This window comes from Allobosea sp. NPDC055332 (assembly GCF_053645455.1).
In genome coordinates this window covers 634,609-657,586 of the sequence record NZ_JBSHMO010000003.1, presented here as the reverse complement: position 1 = coordinate 657,586, position 22,978 = coordinate 634,609, and the positions used below count along the sequence as shown (strand labels likewise).

Annotated in this window: 19 protein-coding genes; 9 read left to right on the top strand and 10 right to left on the bottom strand. The window is 67.4% G+C overall.

Annotation, left to right across the window (positions count from 1 at the left end; genetic code table 11):
• Positions 1-93 precede the first annotated feature (93 nt).
• A complete protein-coding gene (locus ACWIGM_RS19440; RefSeq protein WP_454027592.1) occupies positions 94-942 on the top strand; it encodes an SDR family oxidoreductase in 849 nt (282 codons plus the stop codon).
• 62 nt (positions 943-1,004) lie between these two features.
• Positions 1,005-1,415, top strand: a complete 411-nt coding sequence (locus ACWIGM_RS19435; RefSeq protein WP_454027591.1) for a RidA family protein — start codon at positions 1,005-1,007, stop codon at positions 1,413-1,415.
• 22 nt (positions 1,416-1,437) lie between these two features.
• Here ACWIGM_RS19435 and recG read toward each other — a convergent pair whose 3' ends face one another.
• Complete coding sequence (gene recG / locus ACWIGM_RS19430; protein ID WP_454028025.1) at positions 1,438-3,540, bottom strand: ATP-dependent DNA helicase RecG; 2,103 nt, start codon at positions 3,538-3,540, stop codon at positions 1,438-1,440.
• Between the two features lie 135 nt (positions 3,541-3,675).
• Between recG and ACWIGM_RS19425 the strand changes: the two genes are divergently transcribed.
• The 4 genes from ACWIGM_RS19425 to ACWIGM_RS19410 are packed head-to-tail and all read left to right on the top strand — an operon-like array spanning position 3,676 to position 8,436.
• Positions 3,676-3,972 carry an FAD assembly factor SdhE gene (locus ACWIGM_RS19425; protein WP_454027590.1) on the top strand — a complete coding sequence of 99 codons (297 nt, stop codon included), beginning with the start codon at positions 3,676-3,678 and terminating at the stop codon, positions 3,970-3,972.
• The gene (locus ACWIGM_RS19420) at positions 3,965-4,471 is read left to right on the top strand and encodes a hypothetical protein (protein ID WP_454027589.1); all 507 of its coding nucleotides are present in this window, start codon (positions 3,965-3,967) and stop codon (positions 4,469-4,471) included. The genes ACWIGM_RS19425 and ACWIGM_RS19420 overlap by 8 nt, the downstream gene beginning before the upstream one ends.
• A complete protein-coding gene (gene mfd, locus ACWIGM_RS19415; RefSeq protein ID WP_454027588.1) occupies positions 4,468-8,016 on the top strand; it encodes a transcription-repair coupling factor in 3,549 nt (1,182 codons plus the stop codon). Before ACWIGM_RS19420 ends, mfd begins: the two co-directional genes overlap by 4 nt.
• A 6-nt stretch (positions 8,017-8,022) precedes the next feature.
• Positions 8,023-8,436: a hypothetical protein gene (locus tag ACWIGM_RS19410; protein WP_454027587.1), complete on the top strand. Its 414-nt coding sequence runs from the start codon at positions 8,023-8,025 to the stop codon at positions 8,434-8,436.
• 2 nt (positions 8,437-8,438) lie between these two features.
• Here ACWIGM_RS19410 and ACWIGM_RS19405 read toward each other — a convergent pair whose 3' ends face one another.
• Positions 8,439-9,467: an AMP-binding protein gene (locus ACWIGM_RS19405; RefSeq protein WP_454027586.1), complete on the bottom strand. Its 1,029-nt coding sequence runs from the start codon at positions 9,465-9,467 to the stop codon at positions 8,439-8,441.
• Between the two features lie 14 nt (positions 9,468-9,481).
• Positions 9,482-11,332 (bottom strand): extracellular solute-binding protein, encoded by a 1,851-nt coding sequence (locus tag ACWIGM_RS19400; protein WP_454027585.1) that lies wholly within the window; start codon positions 11,330-11,332, stop codon positions 9,482-9,484.
• A 239-nt stretch (positions 11,333-11,571) separates the two neighbouring features.
• Here ACWIGM_RS19400 and ACWIGM_RS19395 point away from each other — a divergent pair, with 239 nt between their 5' ends.
• Positions 11,572-12,405, top strand: a complete 834-nt coding sequence (locus ACWIGM_RS19395) for an invasion associated locus B family protein (protein ID WP_454027584.1) — start codon at positions 11,572-11,574, stop codon at positions 12,403-12,405.
• A gap of 124 nt (positions 12,406-12,529) precedes the next feature.
• Here the strand turns inward: ACWIGM_RS19395 and mazG are convergent, their stop codons facing one another.
• A complete protein-coding gene (mazG, locus tag ACWIGM_RS19390) occupies positions 12,530-13,366 on the bottom strand; it encodes a nucleoside triphosphate pyrophosphohydrolase (protein WP_454027583.1) in 837 nt (278 codons plus the stop codon).
• Positions 13,367-13,403: 37 nt separating this feature from the next.
• Here mazG and arfB point away from each other — a divergent pair, with 37 nt between their 5' ends.
• Both arfB and ACWIGM_RS19380 read left to right on the top strand, forming a co-directional pair.
• Positions 13,404-13,823, top strand: coding sequence for an alternative ribosome rescue aminoacyl-tRNA hydrolase ArfB (arfB, locus tag ACWIGM_RS19385; RefSeq protein WP_454027582.1), 420 nt, complete (start codon positions 13,404-13,406; stop codon positions 13,821-13,823).
• Between the two features lie 610 nt (positions 13,824-14,433).
• Positions 14,434-14,979, top strand: a complete 546-nt coding sequence (locus ACWIGM_RS19380) for a regulatory protein RecX (RefSeq protein ID WP_454027581.1) — start codon at positions 14,434-14,436, stop codon at positions 14,977-14,979.
• A gap of 15 nt (positions 14,980-14,994) precedes the next feature.
• Here the strand turns inward: ACWIGM_RS19380 and ACWIGM_RS19375 are convergent, their stop codons facing one another.
• The 6 genes from ACWIGM_RS19375 to ACWIGM_RS19350 all read right to left on the bottom strand — a co-directional run bounded on the left by ACWIGM_RS19375 (position 14,995) and on the right by ACWIGM_RS19350 (position 22,955).
• A complete protein-coding gene (locus ACWIGM_RS19375; RefSeq protein ID WP_454027580.1) occupies positions 14,995-15,975 on the bottom strand; it encodes a Bug family tripartite tricarboxylate transporter substrate binding protein in 981 nt (326 codons plus the stop codon).
• A gap of 162 nt (positions 15,976-16,137) precedes the next feature.
• Positions 16,138-16,722: a glycerol-3-phosphate responsive antiterminator gene (locus tag ACWIGM_RS19370; protein WP_454027579.1), complete on the bottom strand. Its 585-nt coding sequence runs from the start codon at positions 16,720-16,722 to the stop codon at positions 16,138-16,140.
• Positions 16,722-18,281, bottom strand: a complete 1,560-nt coding sequence (locus tag ACWIGM_RS19365; RefSeq protein ID WP_454027578.1) for an FAD-binding oxidoreductase — start codon at positions 18,279-18,281, stop codon at positions 16,722-16,724. Before ACWIGM_RS19365 ends, ACWIGM_RS19370 begins: the two co-directional genes overlap by 1 nt.
• Before the next feature lie 2 nt (positions 18,282-18,283).
• Complete coding sequence (locus ACWIGM_RS19360) at positions 18,284-19,957, bottom strand: glycerol-3-phosphate dehydrogenase/oxidase (RefSeq protein WP_454027577.1); 1,674 nt, start codon at positions 19,955-19,957, stop codon at positions 18,284-18,286.
• Entirely contained in the window at positions 19,954-21,498 is a 1,545-nt protein-coding gene (locus ACWIGM_RS19355; RefSeq protein ID WP_454027576.1) for an FGGY family carbohydrate kinase, read from the bottom strand. Before ACWIGM_RS19355 ends, ACWIGM_RS19360 begins: the two co-directional genes overlap by 4 nt.
• Positions 21,495-22,955 carry an MFS transporter gene (locus ACWIGM_RS19350; protein WP_454027575.1) on the bottom strand — a complete coding sequence of 487 codons (1,461 nt, stop codon included), beginning with the start codon at positions 22,953-22,955 and terminating at the stop codon, positions 21,495-21,497. Before ACWIGM_RS19350 ends, ACWIGM_RS19355 begins: the two co-directional genes overlap by 4 nt.
• Positions 22,956-22,978: the final 23 nt, after the last annotated feature.

Sequence of the window (22,978 nt, the reverse complement as noted above, 5' to 3'; positions counted from 1 at the left end):
TGATTTCGCATCAGCTCGTACGGTTTTCAACGGCTAATCCGAACAATGCTTCTCCCCTATCTCATGCCGGTAACAAACCGAGAGGCGTGGGACATGGACAAGATTTGGCTCATTACCGGCGTATCGTCCGGCTTTGGCCGGCTTCTGGCGCAGAAGGCTCTGGCGCGCGGCGACCGGATCGTCGGAACCAGCCGCAAAACGGATGCGCTTGCAGAATTGCGGGAACGCTATCCGGAACGGCTGCACATCATCGCTCTGGATCTCAGGGACCAGCGCGCTGTGCGCGCCGCAGTCGATCAAGCGTTCGGAGCGTTCGGTCGGATCGACATCATCGTCAGCAATGCTGGCTATGGCCTCGTCGGCGCAGCCGAGGAAGTGAACGACCAACAGGTCCGCGATATCATCGCGACCAATCTCGTCGGCTCGATCACCCTGATCCAGGCGGCGCTGCCGCATCTGCGCAAGCAGGGCGGCGGACGCATCCAGCAGGTGTCGAGCGAGGGCGGCCTGATCGCCTATCCGGGCCTCAGCCTGTACCACGCAAACAAATGGGGCATCGAAGGCTTCGTCGAGACCGTGGCGCAGGAGGTCGCGTCGTTCGGCATCGAATTCACCCTCGTTGAGCCGGGGCCGACCAGGACGGAATTCGGCGGCAATCTTGCCCATGCGAATCCGATCGCAGCCTATGAAAATACGCCCGTCGGCCAGACCCGCGCAGCGGTTCGTGGCTCCTGGATCGTCAAGGGCGATCCCGAGCGGGTGACCGACGCGATGATCGTGCTCGCCGATCAGAAGGGCCCGCTCCCGAAGCGGCTGGCGCTCGGTGCCGACGCTTACACGAACATCCGCAAGGCGCTCGGTGATCGCATGATCGAGCTCGATCGCCAGCAGGACATCTCGCTCGCCGCCGACTTCACCGAGGCCGAGCTCGCGCAGCTCTGAACGCCTGCGCAGGCCCGGGCCGCATCAAGCCCACCCACCGAACATGTAGAATAGGAATCGATATGCCCAAACGTGACGCGATTTTTCCGGCCAACCGCCACGCGCTCTACGACGTCCATCAATATTCGGCCGCCATCCGGCATGGCGATCTGCTCTTCATCTCGGGGCAGGTCGGCAGTCGCGAGGACGGTTCCCCCGAACCGGTGTTCGAGGATCAGGTCCGGCTCGCCTTTGCCAATCTGCGCGCGGTTCTGGCGGCGGCAGGGGCGAGCTTCGACGATGTGATCGACGTCATCTCGTTCCACACCGACCCGCAGTCGCAGTTCGAGAAGATGATGGCGATCCGCGCCGAAGAGATTGGCGAGCCGCCCTATCCGACCTGGACCGCTGTCGGCGTGACCTGGCTCGCCGGGTTCGACTTCGAGCTCAAGGTGGTGGCGCGCATTCCCTCGAAGACGACCGAAAACGCTTAGTTCGCGCAGGGCTGAGTTTGCCTCAGCCCGCGCGCAGCAGGCGGATCGCGACGTCGCGCTCGAACAGATAGAGCAGCGTCCGGACCGCCTTGCCGCGCTCTGACTCCAGATGCGGATCGCGCTCGATCAGGAGCCGGGCATCGTCGCGCGCTGCGGCGAGGAGATCGCCGTCGATCTCCGGCCGGGCAATGCGCCAGTCGGGCGAGCCGGACTGACGGGTCCCGAGCACTTCGCCTTCGCCGCGCAGACGCAAATCCTCCTCGGCGATGCGGAAGCCGTCCTCGCTCTCGCGCATGATGGTGAGGCGTGCTTCCGCCACCTGGCCGAGCGGCCCCTTGTAAAGCAGCAGGCAGGTCGAGGCGGCCGATCCGCGCCCGATCCGCCCGCGCAATTGATGGAGCTGGGCGAGGCCGAAACGCTCGGCATGCTCGATCACCATCACCGAGGCATTGGGCACGTCGACGCCGACCTCGATCACCGTGGTCGAAACCAGCACGCGCGTCTGCCCGCCGGAGAAGGCAGCCATGGCAGCGTCCTTGTCGCGGCCTGGCATCTGGCCATGCAGCAGCCCGACCTTGTCGCCGAAGAGGGCTTGCAGTGCCTCGAAGCGTTCCTGCGCCGCCGCGACATCGAGCGTGTCGGATTCCTGCACCAGCGGGCAGACCCAGTAGACCTGCGCGCCGCTCTCCAGCGCCCGCCCGACCGCGCCGACGACCTCGTCATAGCGCTCCAGCGAGATCGCCCGCGTGGTGATCGGTTTCCGGCCGGCCGGTTTCTCGGAGAGGATCGAGACGTCCATGTCGCCGAACCAGGTCAGTGCCAGCGTACGTGGGATCGGCGTCGCGGTCATCACCAGGATGTCGACCGCCTCGCCCTTGGCGCCGAGCAGGAGGCGCTGATGCACGCCGAAACGGTGCTGCTCGTCGACCACGGCGAGGGCTAGGTCATGGAAGGCGACGCCTTCCTGGAACAGCGCATGGGTGCCGACGACGATGTCGATCTCGCCATTCGCCAAGCCTTCCAGCACCTGCCGGCGGCCGGCGCCCTTTTCGCGGCCGGTGAGCAGAGCGAGCTTGAGGCCGGCCTTGTCGGCGAGCGGGGCGAGACGCTCGGCATGCTGGCGCGCCAAGATCTCGGTCGGCGCCATCAGCACCGACTGCCGTCTGGCTTCGGCAGCGGCCGCCATCGCCATCAGCGCGACGACGGTCTTGCCCGAACCGACATCGCCCTGGAGCAGGCGCAGCATGCGCTCGGGCTTTTCCATGTCGTCATGGATGTCGGCGATCGCCTTGCGCTGGCCGTCGGTGAGCGTGAAGGGCAGGGCGGTCTCGATGGCATGGCGCAAGGCGCCGTCGCCCGCCGTGGCCCGGCCGGCCGCCTTCTTCTGCTGGCGGCGCACGAGCGCGAGCGCGATCTGGCTGGCGAGCAGCTCGTCATAGGCGATGCGCCGGCGCGCGACCGTCTCACCCGTGGCCGCCTTGAGATCGACCGGGTGGTGCAGGGCGTCGATCGCGTTGCGGAACGGCGCGAAGTCGTGCCGCGCCAGGAAGGCCGGGTCCTGCCACTCTGGCAGTTCCGGGCAGCGCTCGGCCGCGCTGGCAGCGATGCGCGCCATGACGCGCCCGCCGATGCCTTCGGTCAGCCCGTAGACCGGCTCGACCGAGGGCATCGTCGCGGCGAGCTTGGGGTCGAGGATGCGGTCGGGATGGACCATCTGGCGCATGCCGTCCCAGAGCTCGAGCTTGCCGGAGATGATGCGATAGGCGCCGATCGGCAGGGTCTGCAGGAGATGGCGGACATCGGCATGGAAGAAGACCAGCGTCACGTCGCCGGTCTCGTCCTCGACGATGATGCGATAGGGCGCCTTCGCCTTGGTCGGCGGGGCGGGGCGGTGCTCGGTGACCCGCGCCGAGAAGGTCGCGATCTCGCCGACCGGGGCCTCGGCAATGCTCTCGCTCGGCCGCCGGTCGATCGCTCCGGTCGGCAAATGGAAGAGCAGATCGATGACGCGGGCGGCATGCGTCTCGTCGCCCAGCAGCTTGTCGAGCGCCTTGGCGAGTTTGGGGCCGACGCCGGAAAGCGCGGTGGCCGGAGCAAAGAGTTGATCGAGGACGGATGGGCGCAATGGCTTCACGGCATGTCAGGAGTGCGGGATCAGCAGCGCATCAGCCGCTGACTTCGCGTGGTCGGCTCGCTATATAGCCCGCGACGGCAGGCTTCGCGACGGGGCCGGCCCAATCTCTGTTTTGCGAGGCCGATGATGAGTGGCTCGACCCGTAGCAGCGCCGATCTCGACCCGCGCCGGCGCAAGATCCTGTTCCGCGCCTGGCATCGCGGCATGCGCGAGATGGACCTGATCATGGGCCGCTTCGCCGATGCCGAGATCGGCAATTTGAGCGAGGCCGAGCTCGACGAGTTCGAGCGGCTGATCGAAGTGCTCGACCGCGACCTCTTGAGCTGGGTGACGGGGGAGGCGCAGGTGCCGGAGAACTATGACAGCGACGTCTTCCGGCGACTGAAGGCCTTCCACCAGCACGACAAGCCTATCCATGTCTGAATACTTGCATGAAAACTGGCCGCCACCGGACGATGAACACCTCGCCGAGACCGTCAAGGTTTTAGAAGCGCTTCCAGGTGGCCGGGAGTTGCTGGATTGGTTCGGCGGCTATCCGTCGTTTCACGATGCAGAGCTGTGTCGTCTCGATCTCGACCGGCGTGGCGCGTCCCTGAGCGTGTCTCTCCCGGGCCGGCGCGATGGCTCGCCGCGACCCGACCTGATCGTAACGTTCGCTTTCAAGGCCTTGGATACCATCGATCTGTCGCTTGAGGGCTTCAATCATCAGAACGTCATGGGCGACATGGCGCTGCGCTTCGCCAAACCCACTGAGCCTCACCCGACCCAAGTAGGGACCGGTGTCGGCGCAGGCGACATCGAGTTCGAGATCGAGCCTTGCTTCGGCGCCTTCGGGAAACTCCGAGCTACCGTCGAGACAATCACAATCACACCCGTTGCAGACTATCAGAAGGCCGACGATCCCTCGTCGATGATCGAATGAGCATTCCGCCTCCCGCCCAGATCGCCAAGCCGCAGCTCGAGCGCATCCTCGATGCGCTGAACCGTGGCGACAAGCCGATGCTCGCCGGCGTGCCCGATGGCTTCGATGCCGTCGTGCTCGCCGACCTGACGCGCGCCCGCGCCAAGAAATCGGAAGGGCCGGCGCTGATCGTCTTCATCGCGCGCGACGGCCAGCGTCTGCAGGTGCTGGAGAACGCACTGCAGTTCGTTGCGCCCGATCTCGAGGTGATGACCTTCCCGGCCTGGGACTGCCAGCCCTATGACCGCGTCTCGCCGGCGCCCTCGATCGTGGCGCACCGGATGACGACGCTGTCGCGGCTCGCGAGGACGAAATCGGGCGATCGGCCGCGCCTGCTGCTGACCACCGTCAACGCCGCGCTCCAGCGCGTGCCGGCCTTCGGCAAGGTCGCCTCCGAAAGCTTCTCGGCCGCACCGGGCAACATGGTCGACACCGAGGAGCTGGCGCGCTGGCTCGACGTCAACGGCTATCTGCGAACCTCGACGGTGCGCGAGACCGGCGAATTCGCCATGCGCGGCGGTATCGTCGACCTCTACCCGCCGGGTATGCCGGCGCCGATCCGGCTCGACTTCTTCGGCGACACGCTGGAATCGATCCGGACCTTCGATCCGGAGACGCAGCGCACCACCGGGCAGTTGCGCGGGCTCGACCTCGTGCCGATGTCCGAAGCGCAGATGACGAGCGACTCAATCCGTCGCTTCCGCCAGTCCTATATCGCGACCTTCGGCACGCCTGGCCGCGACGACACGCTCTACGAGGCGGTGAGCGAGGGCAGGCGCCCGGCGGGTCTCGAGCACTGGCTGCCGCTGTTGGCCGAGAAGCTGGATACGCTCTTCACCTATCTGCCTGATGTCCCGATCGTGCTCGATCATCACGCCGATGACGCGGTCGGCGAACGGATCAGCCTGATCAAGGACTATTACGACGCCCGCAAGAGCGCGCTCGACCAGCCCGCGCCTGGCTCGATACCCTATAAGCCGCTGCTGCCGGAGGCGCTCTATCTCTCGCCGGCCGATTGGCGCGGCATCATCGGCGAGGCCGGCGTTGCCTCACTCACGCCGTTCCAGTTGCCGGAGAGCGAGGGCAAGCTCGTCGTCGATCTCGCTGGCAAGCAGGGCCGCAGCTTCGCGGCCGAGCGCGCCGACAATTCCGGCGGCGTCTTCGACGCGGCCGTCTCGCATGTGAAGGCGCTGGAGGCCGAAGGCCGACGCGTCATCCTGGCTGCCTGGTCGGAGGGCTCGCGCGAGCGCCTCGCCCACGTCCTCGCCGACCACGGCCTCAAGACCGTGCAGATGACCGGTAGCTTGCGGGCCGCCTTCGACCTCAAGCCTGGCACCACGGCGCTGGCCGTCTGGGGCTTCGAGACCGGCTTCGAAGCCGGCAAGCTCGCGGTCATCGGCGAGCAGGACATACTTGGCGACCGGCTGGTCCGGCCGCGCCGCAAGACGCGCCGGCCGCAGGACTTCATCAACGAGCTGTCATCGCTGACGCCCGGCGACATCGTCGTCCATGTCGACCATGGCATTGGCCGCTTCGTCGGCCTGCAGACGATCACCGCCGCCGGCGCGCCGCATGACTGCCTCGAAATCCACTATGCCGGCGACGCCAAGCTGTTCCTGCCGGCAGAGAATATCGAGCTGCTCTCGCGCTATGGCTCGGAAGACACCGAAGTGGTGCTCGACCGGCTCGGCGGTGGCGGCTGGCAGGCGCGCAAGGCCAAGCTGAAGCAGCGCATCCGCGAGATGGCGGGCAAGCTGATCCAGATCGCCGCTGCGCGCGCCCTCAAGGAAGCGCCGCGCTTGGTGCCGCAGGACGGGCTCTATGACGAGTTCTGCGCCCGCTTCCCCTATGAGGAGACCGAGGACCAGCAGAACACGATCGACGCCGTACTGGAGGACCTCGCCGCCGGGCGGCCGATGGATCGGCTGGTCTGCGGCGATGTCGGCTTCGGCAAGACCGAGGTCGCGCTGCGCGCCGCCTTCACCGCGGCGCTCGCCGGCAAGCAGGTCGCGGTCGTGGTGCCGACGACGCTGCTGGCGCGCCAGCACTATCGCAACTTCGCCGAACGCTTCGCCGGGCTTCCGGTCAAGGTCGGCCAGGCCTCGCGCTTCGTCTCGGCGCCCGATCTCAAGGCGGTGAAGCAGGGCATCAATGACGGGACGATGGACATCACCGTCGGCACCCATGCGCTGCTCGGCAAGGGCATCGACTTCAAGGATCTCGGCCTCGTCATCGTCGACGAGGAGCAGCATTTCGGCGTCGCCCACAAGGAGCGGCTGAAGGAAATGCGCGCCGAGGTGCATATGCTGACGCTGACGGCGACGCCGATCCCGCGCACGCTCCAGCTCGCCATGACCGGCGTGCGCGAGCTCTCGATCATCGCGACGCCGCCGGTCGACCGGCTTGCGGTGCGCACCTTCGTCACGCCGTTCGATCCGCTGATCGTACGCGAGGCGCTGTTGCGCGAACGCTACCGCGGCGGGCGCTCGTTCTATGTCGTACCGCGGATCGAGGACATCGCCGACGTCAAGGACTTCCTCGACAAGCAGGTGCCGGAGTGCAAGGTCGGCATCGCCCATGGCCAGATGGCGGCGGGCACGCTGGAAGACGTGATGACCGCCTTCTACGAGGGCCAGTACGACATCCTGCTCTCGACCACGATCGTCGAATCCGGATTGGATATCCCAACCGCGAACACGCTCATCGTGCACCGCGCCGACATGTTCGGCCTGGCCCAGCTCTATCAGCTCAGGGGCCGCGTCGGCCGCTCGAAGGTGCGCGCCTATGCGCTGTTCACCGTGCCGGCCAACCGCAAGCTGACCGAGCAGGCCGACCGGCGCCTGAAAGTTCTGCAGTCGCTCGATACGCTGGGGGCTGGCTTCCAGCTCGCCAGCCACGATCTCGACATCCGCGGCGCCGGCAACCTGCTCGGCGACGAGCAGTCCGGCCATATCAAGGAGGTCGGCTACGAGCTCTACCAGCAGATGCTGGAGGAGGCGGTGGCGGCGCTCAAGGCCGGCATCGAGATCGAGAGCGACGCACACTGGTCGCCGACCATCCAGATCGGCGCGCCGGTGATGATCCCCGAGCACTATATCGGCGATCTGACGCTCAGGCTGACGCTGTACAAGCGCCTCTCGACCATGGACGAGGACGGCGAATTGCAATCCTTCGGCGCCGAACTGGTCGACCGTTTCGGTCCGCTGCCGGAGGAGGTCAAGCAGCTCCTGGAGATCGTCGCGATCAAGGCTTTGTGCAAGCGCGCCAATGTCGAGAAGGTCGAGGCCGGGCCGAAGGGCATCATCGTCGCCTTCCGCGACAACGAGTTCGCCAATCCGGAAGGACTCGTCTCCTATGTCGCCAAGCAGGGCACGCTGGCCAAGGTCCGCCCCGACATGCGCGTCGTCTTCATCGACGATCTTGAAGATGCCGAGCAGCGGCTGAAGGGCACGCGCCGGCTCCTCACCGATCTCGCACGCATTGCCGAGCGCAAGAAGGCGGCCTGACGGGCAATGGGCGGCGAAGCCGGGCGCTTCGAGGTCGAGGAGGTCCTCGTCGAGAACGGGGAGCTGGTCGTCCTCTCGCTCGGCTTCGCCTCGGCCCGCGAACCGCTCGACGTGCTGCACATCGTCAGCGGCACGGCTCTGAGCGGAAAGCAGCCACGGCCGGTCGAGGACGAGCTCTATCTGGAGCGAACCGACCAGAGCCTGGCCTGCACCGGCGGGGTGGAGCGGATCACCTGCCGCGAAGGCGAGATCGTCATGACGCTGACGGCGCAGGCGGCGGAGCTGCTTCAACTCAGCCAGGTCACATGTTTCACCTTCGAGGCGCACCCGGCATTGTACGGGCAGGCAGCCGGCCAGCTTGCAGCCATGGCCAGGATTGGTGGTCGCAGCGAGATCGCGATCGCTTCTGCTGACGACTGAACTCAGCCTGGGTTGCGCCGCCTGACCTCGACGCGCTCCGGCTCGTGCGTGATCACGTCGACGATGGCGAGGTCCGACCGGTCGAGGCGGGGCAACCCGTCATCCTCGCCGGCGCGGCGGGTGACGACGAGGCTGGTCAAAGCCTTGTGACCGCCGAGTTTCGAGCGGGCGAGTGCCGGCTCCATCGCAGCGGGAATGACGAGATGGACCATGCGCCCGCCTTCCAGGCAGGCGCGCAGATCGTCGAGTACGAACAGGCCGAGCGGCAGCAATTCGACGCCGGTGAGCAGCGCGATGCCGGGGCCGGTCGCAAGCGCGGCGAGGTCGCCGCCGACCAGGGTGGTGATCAGCCGTGCAGAGGCGAGCGGTTTCAGAACGCGGGAGATTTCCAGCGCCTTGGCCAGGACCTCCTTCTCGCCGACCGGAAACGGGCCGGCCAGGCTGTGGCCGTCAATGACGCGAATCGGCGCCCGAACCGCGGCCGGCGGCAGCGCGGACGGCGCGGCGCCATGACCAAGCAACGGTTCGAGCGCGGCGACGCCATCGGGTACGCGCGTACCGAAGCCGCCGATGAAGCGCATGCCGAAAGAGCGGGCGGCGACATCGCGGAGCAGGTGTAGCGGCTGCAGGTCGCCGATCCTTGGCACGCCGAGCGCCATCACGGCGCCGGAGCGCTCGATCAGAGGAATCAGCTCCGCCTCCCTGGCATGGGCCGGCAGGATCATCGGCGACAGGCCGGCCCGCAGGCTGGCGAGGATCGAGACTAGGGCCTCCGGGCCGAGCGGCGCCAGGATCGCGACGCAGGCGCCGGGTTGCGGCTTTGCCAGCAGGAGCAGGTTTGCGAGCCGGTCGACGCGGCCGTCGAGCTCGGCGAAGCCGAAGGCGCTCGGCGAGAAATCGCTCCAGTCACGCCGGCCGGGCGGATCGCGGAAGGCCGGCTCATAGCCGCGGCGGGCGGCGAGCGCCTTGAGCAGGCTGTCGAAATCGAGCCCCTCGACCAGCGCGCCGATGGAGATTTCGTCGGAGCCCATCCGCATCGGCCGGCCTAGTTGGCGGGCGCAGGCGGGGAAGGCAGCCGCGCCAGCGTCTCGTTGGAGAAGAAGAACTTCGCACGTCGTTCGGGCAAGGCGATCTCGCGCGTGCGCGCCAGCCAAGTCTCGGGCAAATAATAGAGCGGCACCACATAGAAGCCGGACAGCAGCAAACGGTCGAGCGTGCGCACGGTCGCGACGAAATCCTCGCGCGAGCGCGCGGCCAGCAGCGCCTGCAATGTCGTATCGATCGCCGGCGAGCGCGCACCGGCATAGTTGAGCGCGCCCTTGCGCTCGGCATTGGCCGAACCCCAGCGGCCGATCTGCTCGTTGCCCGGCGAGGCCGAGGCCGGCCAGGTCCACTGGATCATGTCGAAATCGAAGGTGGAGAGCCGGCGCCAGTACTGGACGTCGTCGATCAGCCGGACCGAGACGGCGATGCCGAGGCGGGCGAGCGAGGTCGCGTAGTTCAGTGCCAGCCGCTCCTGCGGGCGGTTGGTGACGGTGATCTCGAAGCCGAACACATCCCCCTTGCCGCCCTTGCGCAATTGCCCGTTGTTCAGCCGGTAGCCGGCGGCCTCGAGCAGATCCAGGGCGCGGCGGGCCTGGTCGCGGTCACGGCCGGAACCATCAGTCGCGGCCGGTGCCCAGGTTCCGGCGAGGATGTCGTCGCGCACGGCGCCGGGGAAGGCCGCGAGCAAGGCCTTCTCGCGCTGATCGGCCGGAACGCCGAGCGCTGATAGCTCGCTGTCGGCGAAGAAGCTGCCGGCACGGCGATAGACGCCATGGAACAGGTTGCGATTGGCCCATTCGAAGTCGAACAGCATGGCCAGCGCCTCGCGGACGCGGATATCGGAAAACTGCGGGCGGCGGGTGTTGAAGACCAGCCCGGTCATGCCCTTCGGTGCCTGGAAGCGGAAGGTGTCACGGACGATCCGGCCGTCGCGCACGGCCGGGACGTCATAGCCGGTCATCCAGCGCGTCGGGTCGCTTTCGAGGCGGACGTCGTAAAGCCCTGCCTTGAAAGCCTCGAACAAAGCGTTGGAATCGCGGTAGAAATCGTAGCGGATCTCCTCGGCGTTGAAGAGGCCGCGGGTGAGAGGATGATCCTCGGCCCAGAAATCCTTGCGGCGCTTCAGACGCAGCATCTCGCCGGGCTTGACCTCCTCGACGATGTAGGGGCCGGAGCCGAGTGCCGGCTTGAAGCTGGTGTCGCCGAATTTCTCGGCGTCGGTGGCGTGCTTGGCGAAGATCGGCATGGCGCCGATCACCAGCGGCAGCTCGCGGTTGGAGCCGTCGCCGAGCTCGAAGACGACGCGGTCGGGCGAGGGCGCCTCGACCCTGGTCACCCGCGCCAGGCTGGAGCGGTGGAAGGGCTTGCCCTTGGTCTTCAGCATCTCGAAGGTGAAGATCACATCCTCGGCCGTGACGGGCCTGCCATCCGAGAAGCGGGCGCGCGGATCGATCTGGAAGGCGAGGCGGGTCCGTTCCGGGTTGAGCTCGACCTTGCTCGCCAGCAGGCCATAGGCGGTGAACGGCTCGTCGGCGGAGCGGACGAGCAGGCTCTGCTGGACATAGCGCGGCACGGCGTCTGGTGCGACGCCGAGCACGACGAGCGGATTGAGGCTGTCGAACGTGCCCTGCTGGCCGAAGATGATTCGCCCGCCCCTGGGCGCCTTGGGATCGGCATAGGGAAGGTGCTCGAAGCCCTTGGGAAGCTCGGGCTCGCCATGCATGGCGATCGCATTGTCGTTCTCGGCAGCGGTCGCACGCGCGCCGCCCGCGAGCCCGAAAGCCGCGAGACTCGCGAGGACGAGCCCGAAAACCCAAACCGGGCGCGCCAGGGCGCGGATACGTCGATGCATGCTCAAACCTGATTCCCTGCCGCAGGATAACATGCGATCAAACTTGTCGCGTGGCGCTCTTCGGGCTGGAAACCTGCTGCAGAACTCGCTAAACGCAGGCCGGGCGTCATTCAAACGCCTCAATCGCGCTTGATGTGCTCACGCCGCTACCGGCTCCGGCACCGTGCCGGTTGAGCCTTGGGTGATGCACGCCGCCGGATTTGGCGGCCGAACGAGTTTCCATGGTCAAGGAATCGCAGATGTCAGCTTCGACCCGCCTGTCCCAGAGCCAGGGCGCCACCGCGAAGAGCACGGTCCGCAGCCTCGCGCTCGTGCTGGGCGCCGCCGTCGCTCTTGCTCCCGCCGCTTCATTCGCGCAGCAGGCCCAGCCGCGTCCGGCTCCGAGCCGCCCGGCGCAGCCCGCTCCTGCTCCGGCGCAGCCGCCGGCCCAGGGCCAGGCCGCCCAGACCGGCCCGACCGTCGTCCAGGTCAAGCCCGAGCCGTCGCAGACGACCTGGACCAAGGTCTGCGGCAAGGACCAGGCCGCGAACAAGGAAATCTGCTACACCACGCGCGATTTCGTCTCGGATCAGGGCCAGCCGGTCCTCGCCGTCGCCGTCTATGACGTCAAGGGCGACCCGAACAAGATCGTGCGCTTCCTGATGCCGCTCGGCCTGCTGCTGCAGCCCGGCATCCGCTTCGGCGTCGACACGGCGCAGCCGACGCCAGGTCGCTACGCGGTCTGCTTCCCGAATGGGTGTTTCGCCGAGGCGCAGGTCAAGGACGACTTCATCAACGCGATGAGGAAGGGCACCAACCTCAACATCAGCGTCCAGAACCAGGCGGCGCGTGAGGTTTCCTTCAGCATCCCGCTCGCGGATTTCGCCAAGGGCTTCGACGGGGCGCCGATCGACCCTAAGGTGCTGGAAGAGCAGCAGAAGCAGCTTCAGGACGAGCTGGCCAAGCGCCAGGAAGAGCTGCGCAAGCGCCTTGGCGGCGCCGATGCCACGCCTGGCGCGGCTCCGGCCCCGGGCACACCGGCTGTTCCCGGCGTGGCCCCGGCTCCGGGGGCGACGCCGGCTCCGAAGCCCTGATCTGCCGATCAGGCGAACCCGATACCGACGCCGGGCCTCGTGCCCGGCGTTTTCGTTAAACCTTCTGTTTCGGCATCGGATCTCTCCGAAAAGTGGACTCCACTTTTCAGTCCGATGCTCTGGTTCAGGAGACAGCGCGCTCGGCGCGCTTCACCTGTTGCCAGAGCGCCTCGAGCTCTTCGAGCGAGGCCTGGCGCGGCTCGCGCCCTTCCTGCTCCAGCGCCGCTTCGATCCCGGCAAAGCGGCGTTCGAACTTGGCATTGGCCGCCGTCAGGCAGGCCTCGGGATCGGCATCGACATGGCGGGCCAGGTTGGCGATGACGAAGAGCAGGTCGCCGATCTCCTCCTGGATCGCGGCCTTGTCGCCGCCGGCGAGCGCCTCTTCGATCTCGGCGGTCTCCTCGCGGACCTTGTCGAGCACCAGCCGGGCGTCGTTCCAGTCGAATCCGACCGTCGAGGCCTTGGCCTGGAGCTTCCAGGCCCGGGTCAGCGAGGGTAGGGTGGTCGGCACGCCGGCGAGCACGCCCTTGGCCTCCGCCGGCTCCGGCAGCCCGGCCTGCGCCCTCGCACGCGCCTTATCGGCCTTCTCCTGAGCCTTGATTTGCCCCCACAACGCCTTGACCTCGGCGGGCGACAGATCGCGGGCGTCGCCGAAGACATGCGGATGTCGGCGGATCAGCTTGGTGGTGATCGCCTCGACGACATCGGGGAAGGCGAAGCTGCCCTGCTCCTGCGCCATTTGGGCGTGGAACACGACCTGCAGCAAGAGGTCGCCAAGCTCGTCCTTGAGATCGACGAGATCGCCACGGGCGATGGCGTCGGCGACCTCATGGGCCTCCTCGATCGTGTAGGGCGCGATCGAGGCGAAGTCCTGCTCGAGGTCCCAGGGGCAGCCGGTGCCCGGGGTGCGCAGCGCGGCCATGATCTCGATCAGGCGCTCGATGTCGCGAGCTGGCTTCATCGCTGCAATCCTCTTCAGGTTGGGGTAGCGTCCTCCCATGATTCAAGTGACCCCGTCCATCGCGATCGATGAAAGCGAGATCGAGGAGAGCTTCGTGCGCGCCTCCGGTCCGGGCGGGCAGAACGTCAACAAGGTCTCGACCGCGGTGGAGCTGCGGTTCGATGTCCGCCGCTCGCTATCGTTGCCCAACGAGGTGGCGATCCGCCTGATGAAGCTCGCCGGCAGCCGGCTGACGCAAGATGGCGTGATCGTCATCACGGCGCAGGAGCATCGCAGCCAGAGCCGCAATCGCGAGGAGGCGCTGGCGCGGCTGATCGAGCTGATCCGGCAGGCCGAGATTCGGCCCAAGGTCAGGCGAGCGACCAGGCCGACCAAGGCCTCGAAGGAGCGGCGCCTCGCTTCGAAGGAGAAGCGCTCCTCGGTCAAGTCTGGTCGCGGCAAGCCGAGGCTGGACTAGGTTCACGGGCATGAAAAAGGTGAGGTCGATGGCTCGGCCTCACCCTGATATCGACAGCAGTCGATGAACGGGCTGAGCCCGTCAGCGCTTGATGTCGGTGCCTGCCTTGCCGGAGGCTCCGGCACTGCCCCTGGCTGCGCCGGCAGGGGCTTCGACACCTCCTGCCGTACCTGCCTTGGCCTTGACGCCGGCCTTCGCGCCGGGAGCGCCGACTTGTGCATCGACGCCGGTGTCGGCGCCGCCAGCGGCACCGGGCGCGGAGGTCTTGCATCGCGTGTGCGTCGCTGGTGCTTCGAAAAGCGCGGCTGCCGATCGCCTTATGAGCGGCGCAACAGATCGGCCGCGACCCGTCGCGCAGCAACGAGGAGAAGCTGATGAAGGCTATCAAGACGTCCGTGATCGTGCTCGCCGCGTCGGCCCTGCTGGCCGGCCCCGTCCTGGCCCAGGGTGTCACGACCGATACCCAGACTCGTGGCCAGGCTCGTGGCAAGCCACGGGGTTTGACCATTCTGAGAGATTTCGAAGGTGATTTCGCGAGGTGCCGGCCTTAGTCAGGCCCAATATGAGGCGAATCCCGTAACACTAGCCTGGCTGCGGGCAGGGGGCTGGCGTGAGCGAGACTGAACGGGACGAGACGGCGAAAGCGCGACCGGCGCCCAGGAAGATCACGACCGCATATCTGCGGCACGCCGCTCTCCACTATCTCGGGCGCTATTCGGTCCCGGCGGCGCAGTTGCAGCGCGTCCTCCTGCGCAAGGTCGAGCGCAGCTGCCGGCATCACGGACTGGACCCGCAAGCGTTCCGGGGGCTGGTGGACGAGATCGTCGCGTCCTGCGTGGCCTCCGGCCTGGTCGATGATCGGCAGTTCGCGGAGGCGAAGGCGCAGAGCCTGCGCCGCAAGGGGCGCTCAGCGCGCGCGGTGGCGGCAGGGCTTGCAGCGAAAGGGGTGGGACGGGAGCTCGTCGCGCAGACCGTGACCGTGGATCCACAGGTCGAGCTGGAGGCGGCGCGTATCGCCGCAAGGCGCAAACGCCTCGGTCCGTGGAGCCGTGGCGATCGCGCGGCACAGCGTCAGAAGGACATCGCGGCGCTGGCGCGCGCCGGCTTCAGCCTGACGATCGCCCGCGCCGTGATCGGCGACGCGGGCGAGGACTAGTGACTGTCTTCCGGTTCAATCCGGCTTGACGTTGGCTTCGGCCACGACCTTGCCCCAGCGTGCGACCTCGATCTTGACGAAGTCACCGAAGGCCGGCCCGTAGAGGTTCGGGATCTCCGAGCCGTTCTTCTTCCAGGCCTCGGTCACCATGGGCGTAGCCAGTGCCTTCTGCAGCTCGGCCGTCATCTTCGCGACGATCTCGGGCGGTGTGTTCTTCGGTGCCCACATCGCATACCAGGTCGAGACCTCGTAGCCCGGCACGCCCGCTTCGGCAGTGGTCGGCACGTCGGGGAAGGCGCTGGCGCGCTTGGGCGCGGCGACAGCGAGCGCCCGCAGCGTGCCGCTGGAGATCTGCGCGGCGGAAGAGCCGAGGCCATCGAAGGCGAGGTCGACCTGACCGGCGACGAGATCCTGCATCAGCGGGCCGGCGCCGCGATAAGGGACGTGGGTCAGGTTCACCTTGGTGGTGAGCTTGAACAGCTCGCCGGCGAGGTGGTGCGTGGTGCCATTGCCGGCCGAGCCGTAGTTCAGTTTGTCGGGGTTCTTCTTGGCGAAGTCGATCAGTTCAGCCAGCGTCTTGGCCTGGACCTTGCCGGGATGGACGACCACGACCTGCGGCGGCTGGGCGATCACGCCGATCGGGATGAAATCGGTCTGGATGTTGTAGTCGAGCTTGGGATAGAGCGCCGGCGCGATGGCATGGTGCGCGGCGCCGATGAAGAAGGTGTAGCCATCGGGTGCCGCCTTCGAGGCGGCCGAGGCGCCGACCGTGCCGCCGGCACCGCCGCGGTTGTCGATCAGGATGCGCTGTCCCAGTTGTTGTTCGAGCTGGGCGGCGAGGGGGCGGGCGAAGGCGTCGGTGCCGCCTCCGGCCGGGAACGGCACGATGAAGCTGACCGGCCGCTGCGGCCAGGATTGAGCCGTCGCCGGTGTCGCCGGGACGAGCTGGACAAAGGTGGCGAGCGCCATTGCGCCGAGCCAGCCGGACTTCAACATCGATGTGACCTCCCTGGGATTTCGCGGACTCTTGAAGGTCCTTGCGACTGCGCTTGCGGCGAGCGCCGAGCGTTGCGTCAGATTAGCGCATCGCGATCTGCGAATGGCAACCCGACCAAGGTCGTGGTGGCCCGGCCTGACGCCGGAACCAGACGACCTTGGTCAGCGTCGCAACTCCTTGGCGTCGAGGTCCCAGAGCAGCTTGTCGCTGGTCGAGACTGCGACCGCGCCGTGGCCGATCGCGGCGATGGCCAATTCGCGGGTGCAGACGAAGCCGGAAGCGACGATGGGGGGCATCGCCTTGCGCAGCTGCGCGTTGACGAAAGGCAGGATCGGCGCCGGCATGAGCTGGGCCAGATGCGGCTTGCTTTCGGCCAGCGCATGGATGCTGCGCGGCAAGGTCGAGCGATCGGTCACGAAGATCTTCTGGATGGTGACGAGATCGGCCCGCTTCGCCCGCTGGATCGTCGCAACGCGGGTCGAGACGATGCTCTTGACGCCGATATCGACCAGATAATCGACGCCGCCCTTGTCCTGGGACAGCCCGTCGCAGCTGTCGATGTTGAGGATCGCGTATTTCCCGGCCTTCTCCAGCGTCTGGATCACACGCTGGAGCTTGCGGAGCTCGATATTGGCGACGATCGCGATCGTCGCGCGGCTGGCGATGAAGGCCTCGATAGGTTCGGCCCCGTACACGGTCGCGATGACCGGGTGGCGTGCCAGCTGCACGGCGAAGGACTTGTCCATCAGTTCCCGGGGGTCATGTCGCGAAGCACCTCGTCTCCCAAACCGAGCTTGCCGGGATTCAGGATGTTTTTCGAGTCGAGCGCCCGCTTGACGGTTTCCATCACGGAAAAGGCTGGGCCGAGCGAGGCCTGCATATAGGGCGCACGCAGCAGGCCGATGCCGTGATGGTGGCTGAGCGCCGAGCCATGGCGCAATAGCACCGCATTGGCCGCGTCCCAGGCCTGCCGGTACCAGCTGGCGCGCTCCTCGACGGCAACTTCCCCGCGCAGCGAGAAATAAAGGCAGGCGCCGTCGACATAGGCGTGCGACTGATGGGCCGAGCCGGCCAGCGTGCCGGGTATCGCGGCGATGGCGGCGACGACCTCGGAATAGACCGTGGCCAGGCTGCTCCAGGGGCCGGCCATTTCCAGCGTATCCGAAACGAAGCCGGGCGAGGGCGTGAAGCCCTCGGCGCTCTTGCCGGTGAGATAGCGCGTGTCGAGCCAGCGCTCGAAGATGGCCTCACCGTCCAGCTCCTGGCCGAGCTCCTCGCAGACCTTGCGGCTGATCGCCATGACGGCGTCGACCATCTCCTGCGGCCCCTCATCGGCGATCAGTAGGACATTGGTCTGCGGCAGCTGGAACTGCACGCCGCTCTCCCAGGCGTCGTAGAGCCGCAGCGCTGCCGGGTTGGCGCCGCGCTGGAGGATCTCGCGACAAACGTCGAGGCCGATCGCGAAGCTCTCGAAGCCATAGGCGATGGCGCGGCCGTATTCGGGCAGCCGGTGCAGCTTCAGTCGGGCCCGCACGATGATGCCGAGCGTGCCTTCCGAGCCGATGAAGAGCTGGAGCAGATCGCCGCCCTGTGCGGCCCGCGGATAGCCGCCGACCGTGACGAGGCTGCCGTCGGCGAGGACGACGTCGAGGCTGAATACCATGTCCTCGATCTTGCCGTAGCGCGTCGAGAGCTGTCCGGCGCCGCGGCAGGCGACCCAGCCGCCGACCGTGCTGATCGCGAAGGAGGAGGGCCAATGGCCCATGGTCATGCCGTAGCGGCTCTGGATCGTCTGCTCGAAGATGTCGCCGAACATGCCGGCCTCGACCTCGACGATCTGGCTCTCCCTGTCGAAGCCGACCAGCTTGTTGAGCTGGCAGACATCGAGAACGATGCCGCCTCGCACCGGTAGCGCCGCGCCGGTGACGTTGCTGCGGCCGGCCGATACGGTGACCGGGATCGACGCCGCATCGGCGATCCGCATCACCGCCTGGACCTGCTCGACGCTGGAGACCTTGACCACGACCGCCTGCGGGGTCGCGGGCTTGCCGGCGGTCTCGGTGATCATCGAGCCGGCCCACCAGTCGCGCGTCCAGCCGACGACGTCGCTTGTCGCGGTCAGTACCTCATCGGCGACGGCGCGCAGGGAATCGAGGATCGCCGGGCCGACCGCGATCGGGTCGCGCTGCAGGCCGGGGACGTCGGAGCCTTCCTTGATACGTGCGATCCAGCCGGGCGGGGTATGCGCGCCCACGACGTAGCGGCCGCGATTATAACCCCGGCGAATCGCCTCTTTGCTCAACATTGTCAGTGTGCTCCCATCAGAACGGATTTTTCATGTGCGACCGAGGCCTGGTAGTCGCGCACCTGGCGCGCCACCGTTTCCTCGGACAGTCCAAGCTCGGATCGCAGGATCTCGCCGACCCGCACCGCAGCGCGGGCCGAGGCATCGCGCGCCATCAGGCGGGCGCGGATGCGGCGGGACAGGACATCCTCGACCGTTCCGGCCAGTTCATGCCGGACGGCATAGACCACCTCGGCCTCGCAATAGGGCAGGCCCTCGACGATCGGGGCGACGAGGCGCGGATCGGCCGCAAGCAGGTCGCTGACGAAGCAGGCTTCCGTGCCGTAGCGCTCGCCGAGCTGGGCCGCGAGACCGCCCGAGGCGGTGATCGCCTGCGGATCGTAGCCGGCCGCGCCGATCAAATGGGCGCTCCTGGTCCGGCAGCGTTCCTTGCGGCCGAGGACCTGCTGAGCGGCGTCGATCGTCTGCTCGGCCATGTGCCGCGAGGTCGTCAGCTTGCCGCCGACGATGGTGACGAGCCCGTCCGGCGCGACATGGATCTTGTGATCGCGCCGGACGTCGAGCGTCTTGCCGCCGGGCGGAGCCACGAGCGGGCGGCAGCCGGCGATGCTGCCGACGACGTCCTCGGGCGTCAGATCGGTCCTGAGCGCTGAGCGGGCGCCTTCGAGCAGGAAGTCGAGCTCGCGCCGGGTGCACAGCACCTCGTCGAGATCGCCGTCATAGTCCTCGTCGGTGGTGCCGAGATAGGAGACATTGCCCCAGCGGGTGATCGTGGCGCGGCGACTGCGGCCGGGCACGGGGATCGTCACCGTGCAGTCATTGCGGATCTTCAGCCAGGGCACGGCGACATGGACGCCCTTGGCCGGCCGGATCGACAAGGGCTCGTCGCCCTTGCGGACGCCGCTCCAGTCGCGCAGCCAGACGCCGGTCGCCATTACCACGACCTTGGCCCTGACGCGGATTTCGTGTTGATCGGCCTGGACGATCGCGCCGTCGACCTTGCCGTGCCGGTCGCGCGTGATCTCGACCGCCCTGGCGTGATTGGCCACGGCGGCGCCCTGCGCAACCGCCGAGCGAGCCAGGCTGAGCGTCAGGCGCGCATCGTCGACCCGGGCGTCGAAATAGAGGAAGCCACCTCTGAGCCCATCCTCCTTGAAGCTCGGGCAATGGGCCAGCACCTCGGCCTTGCTCAGGCTCTGATGCAGGATGCCTTCGCGCCAGCCGCCGGCGAGATCATAGCTCCAGAGCAGGCCCTTGAATGCCTTGGCGAGGCGCTTGTCGAAGACGCCGTCCTGCTCCAGCACCGGGAAGAGGAAGGGCAGCCTCTGCACCAGATGCACGGCGTTGCGGCGCAGCCTCTGGCGCTCGAGCAGGGAATGGCGGACCAGGGACAGATTGCCCTGCTCGATATAGCGCAGGCCGCCATGCACCATCTTCGAGGATTTCGACGAGGTGCCGGAGGCGAAATCATCCTTCTCGACCAGGGCGACGCGATAGCCGCGCAGGCTGGCGTCGAAGGCCGCATAGGCGCCGGTGACGCCGCCGCCGATCAGCAGGATGTCGAAGCTCTCGGTCTCGAGCCGGTTGAGCTGCTCGCCACGGTTCCAGCGCAAGGGCTCGGTGCGCGCCAGTTCCGCCCGTTCCCGGGCCGAGTTTCGCGACAGGAGGGAGATCATGGTCTGCGGTTATCCTGAGAAGCGGCGCCGGTGCGCCCTGCGTGCTCCAGCTCCGAGGCCAGCCGCGCCTGCCATTGCTCGCAGCGCAATGCGCGCTCGCTGGCCGTGATCCGGGCCTCGAAAACATCGTCGGGCTGCTCGGTCTCGCCCTCGCGCGGCAACGTGTCCCAGAACAGGCCGGAGGAGCCGGCGAGATAGGCGGCGCCGCGCAAGGTGGCGCGGGCGGTGTCGCGCTTGCGGCGGATCGGCACGCCGGCGAGATCGGCCTGCATCTGCAGGAGAGCATCGCTGTTCGACAGGCCGCCGCCGACGATGAGTTCCTTCACCGCGACGCCGGCCACTTCCTCGTTCGCCTTCAGGCTGAGCGCCACCGACTGCGCGATACCCTCGAGGATCGCATAGGCGAGCTCGGCGCGGCTCGAGGCCATCGAGAGGCCGCTGAGCGCCGCGCGTGCCGCAGGCTGGATCCGCGGAATGCGCCAGCCGGTGAGCGCCGGCAGGAAGGCGATGCCGTTCGCCGAGGTCACGCTCGCCGCCAGCTCGCTGATCTGGCTCGGCGCCTCGAACCAGCGCATCTCCTCGCACAGCCAATTGAGCGCCGAGCCGGTGGTCGCAGCGAAGGTCTCGACGGCCAGGTGCGTCGCGCCCTTCTGACGGCGGGCCGTCATGATCAGCGTGCCGTCATAGGGCGAAGCTTGCGCCGGCGGCTCGGGGCCGACGATCAGATCGACGAAGCTGCCGGTGCCGTGGATGCACATGGACTGCCCGCGCTCCAGGCAGCCGAGGCCGATCGCGCCGGCATGCTGATCGCCAATGCTCGCCAGGATCGGAACGTCGATGCCGAGCAGCGTCGGATCGGTCCTGCCGAAATCATCCGCGTCCTCGCGCAATTCCGGTAGCAGGGTCGCTGGAAATCCGAGCGTATCCAGCCAGTCGTGCTGGTAGCGATGCTCGGCGAGCATATAGGCGCCGGCCGAAGTCGCATTGGTCGGCGTGGTGACGAGCTGGCGACGCGCCGAAAGATGCCAGAGCAGCCAGGTGTCGATCGTCCCGAACGCCAGGCGCCCAGCCCTGAAGGCCCGCGCGACCTGCGTCGTTTGCTCGATATGGCGGGCCGCCCAGAGATAGGGCGAACGCACACCGGTCGGCCTGCCGATCTCGGCGGTCAGCCGCTGATCCCAGGCCGGGGCAAGCCGGCCGAGTTCAGCGGCGTATTGCGTGTCCTGCCAGACCATGGCGGGCACGAGTGCCCGCCCATTCGCCCTGTCCCAGAGCACGCAGGAGGCGCGCTGCGTCGCGAGGGCGAGCGCAACGATACGCAAACCCTCGCATTCGGCCTGTGCGATGGTCGAGCGGCAGACGTCGAGCGTGCTCGCAAGGAGCGCGTCGGCGTCCTGCTCGACCACGCCCGGCCGCGGCGCGTCGACCGAGAGCGGTTGATAGGTGAGGCAGGATACCACCCCGCCGGCATCGACGACGGCCGCCCGGGTTCCGGATGTGCCCTCGTCGATGGCGAGGATGACCTCGCGCGCGGCGCTCACGACCGCGCCGCGCTGCTCGCCGGGGCGAGCCCGGCGGTCGAGGTGCGGTCAGCTGCGAACTGAGGCGCGCCGGGCTCGTTGTCGACATTGATCGTGGTACGGGTCGGATCCCAGTTGATCGTGAAGCAGATGACGCTAGCGATGAGCGGCACCACCGACAGGATCAGGAAGGTGGTGTTGAGGCCATAGCTCTCGCGGAAGATCGGGAAGATGAGCAGCCCGAGCGCCGCGCCCACAGCCCCCAGCGCGCCGATGACACCGTTGGCGCCGGCCCTGAGCTCACCGCGGAAGGAGAGCGAGGACAGGCTCTTGCCGTTGGCGCCGGGGCCACCCGAATGGAAGAGGATGAACAGGGAAGGCACGATCGCCGCAGCCCAGAGCGGCAGCTTGTCGCTGAACAGCCCGAGGATCAGCAGCATCACGAACACGGCCGCGAAGCCGATCGCCGAGGCGCGGCGCAGGCCGAGCGTCTTGCCGATCAGCGGCGAGAGGAAGCCGCCGAAGATGCCGAAGACATTGAACAGCAGCGCGCCCAGCGTGGCCAGGACGAAGTCACGCCCGAACAGGGCCGCGCTGATCAGCGGCAGATACCAGCCGACTGCGAAATACTGGATCGACTGGGCGATCTGCACGGTCGCGGCCAGGATCGTCCGGGGCAGATAGACGCCGCGGAAGATCAGCAGCACATTGGCGAGGCCGCGCGTGGCCTGGTTCTCCACCGGGATGCGCTCGGCGGGCGCAGCGGCCTGAAACGGCCTGCCATAGATGCGCCCCATCGCCCGGGCCGCCTCGTCGAGCCGCTCCTTGCGGGCGAGCCAGATCGGGCTCTCCACCAGAAACAGCGCCTGGAGCACGAAGATGGTCAGACCGAAGATGGCGGTGGCGGCGACGGAGTAGCGCCAGATCGTGTCGCCGACATTCCAGGAGAAGAACAGCAGCGCGAGCAGGAGGTTGGTGCAGACCGCCAGGTACCACATGCCCTGCCAGGTATTGAGGCGACTCTTGAACCGCGCCGGCGTGAACTCGGCCAGCACAGCCATGGCGATGGCGAAGTCGATGCCATAGGCCGCGCCGACGAAGAAGCGCCCGACCAGGATGACCTCGAAGCTCGGCGCGAAGACGACGAGCAGCGCGCCGACCACCGCCAGGACCTTGGCCAGGATCAGTGGCCGCACGCGGCCCCAGCGATCGGCCATCCAGCCGCCGATCGGGTTGAAGGCGATCGCCACCCAGGAGGCGAAGGAGGTCATCAGCGCCACTTGCGACGCCGACAGATTGAGATTGCGCGTCATCGGCGCAAGGCCGGCGCTGAGCGCGGAATTGGAGAAAGCGTCTAGAAACAGACCGCCGAGGGCCAACCACCAGATGACGCCGGCCCGGCCCTGAATCCCGTCGCGGGAATCGATGTAACTCGTGACGTCGTCGATTCCACGAATCTTGACGATGCTTGCTGACATTGAAGACCTCCCCAAATGTTATT

Coding starts and splice junctions, on each gene's coding strand:
- ACWIGM_RS19440 (WP_454027592.1), top strand. CDS start 94: ATGGACAAGATTTGGCTCATTACCGGCGTATCGTCCGGCTTTGGCCGG.
- ACWIGM_RS19435 (WP_454027591.1), top strand. CDS start 1,005: ATGCCCAAACGTGACGCGATTTTTCCGGCCAACCGCCACGCGCTCTAC.
- ACWIGM_RS19425 (WP_454027590.1), top strand. CDS start 3,676: ATGAGTGGCTCGACCCGTAGCAGCGCCGATCTCGACCCGCGCCGGCGC.
- ACWIGM_RS19420 (WP_454027589.1), top strand. CDS start 3,965: ATGTCTGAATACTTGCATGAAAACTGGCCGCCACCGGACGATGAACAC.
- mfd (WP_454027588.1), top strand. CDS start 4,468: ATGAGCATTCCGCCTCCCGCCCAGATCGCCAAGCCGCAGCTCGAGCGC.
- ACWIGM_RS19410 (WP_454027587.1), top strand. CDS start 8,023: ATGGGCGGCGAAGCCGGGCGCTTCGAGGTCGAGGAGGTCCTCGTCGAG.
- ACWIGM_RS19405 (WP_454027586.1), bottom strand. CDS start 9,467: ATGGGCTCCGACGAAATCTCCATCGGCGCGCTGGTCGAGGGGCTCGAT.
- ACWIGM_RS19400 (WP_454027585.1), bottom strand. CDS start 11,332: ATGCATCGACGTATCCGCGCCCTGGCGCGCCCGGTTTGGGTTTTCGGG.
- ACWIGM_RS19395 (WP_454027584.1), top strand. CDS start 11,572: ATGTCAGCTTCGACCCGCCTGTCCCAGAGCCAGGGCGCCACCGCGAAG.
- mazG (WP_454027583.1), bottom strand. CDS start 13,366: ATGAAGCCAGCTCGCGACATCGAGCGCCTGATCGAGATCATGGCCGCG.
- arfB (WP_454027582.1), top strand. CDS start 13,404: ATGATTCAAGTGACCCCGTCCATCGCGATCGATGAAAGCGAGATCGAG.
- ACWIGM_RS19375 (WP_454027580.1), bottom strand. CDS start 15,975: ATGTTGAAGTCCGGCTGGCTCGGCGCAATGGCGCTCGCCACCTTTGTC.
- ACWIGM_RS19370 (WP_454027579.1), bottom strand. CDS start 16,722: ATGGACAAGTCCTTCGCCGTGCAGCTGGCACGCCACCCGGTCATCGCG.
- ACWIGM_RS19365 (WP_454027578.1), bottom strand. CDS start 18,281: ATGTTGAGCAAAGAGGCGATTCGCCGGGGTTATAATCGCGGCCGCTAC.
- ACWIGM_RS19360 (WP_454027577.1), bottom strand. CDS start 19,957: ATGATCTCCCTCCTGTCGCGAAACTCGGCCCGGGAACGGGCGGAACTG.
- ACWIGM_RS19350 (WP_454027575.1), bottom strand. CDS start 22,955: ATGTCAGCAAGCATCGTCAAGATTCGTGGAATCGACGACGTCACGAGT.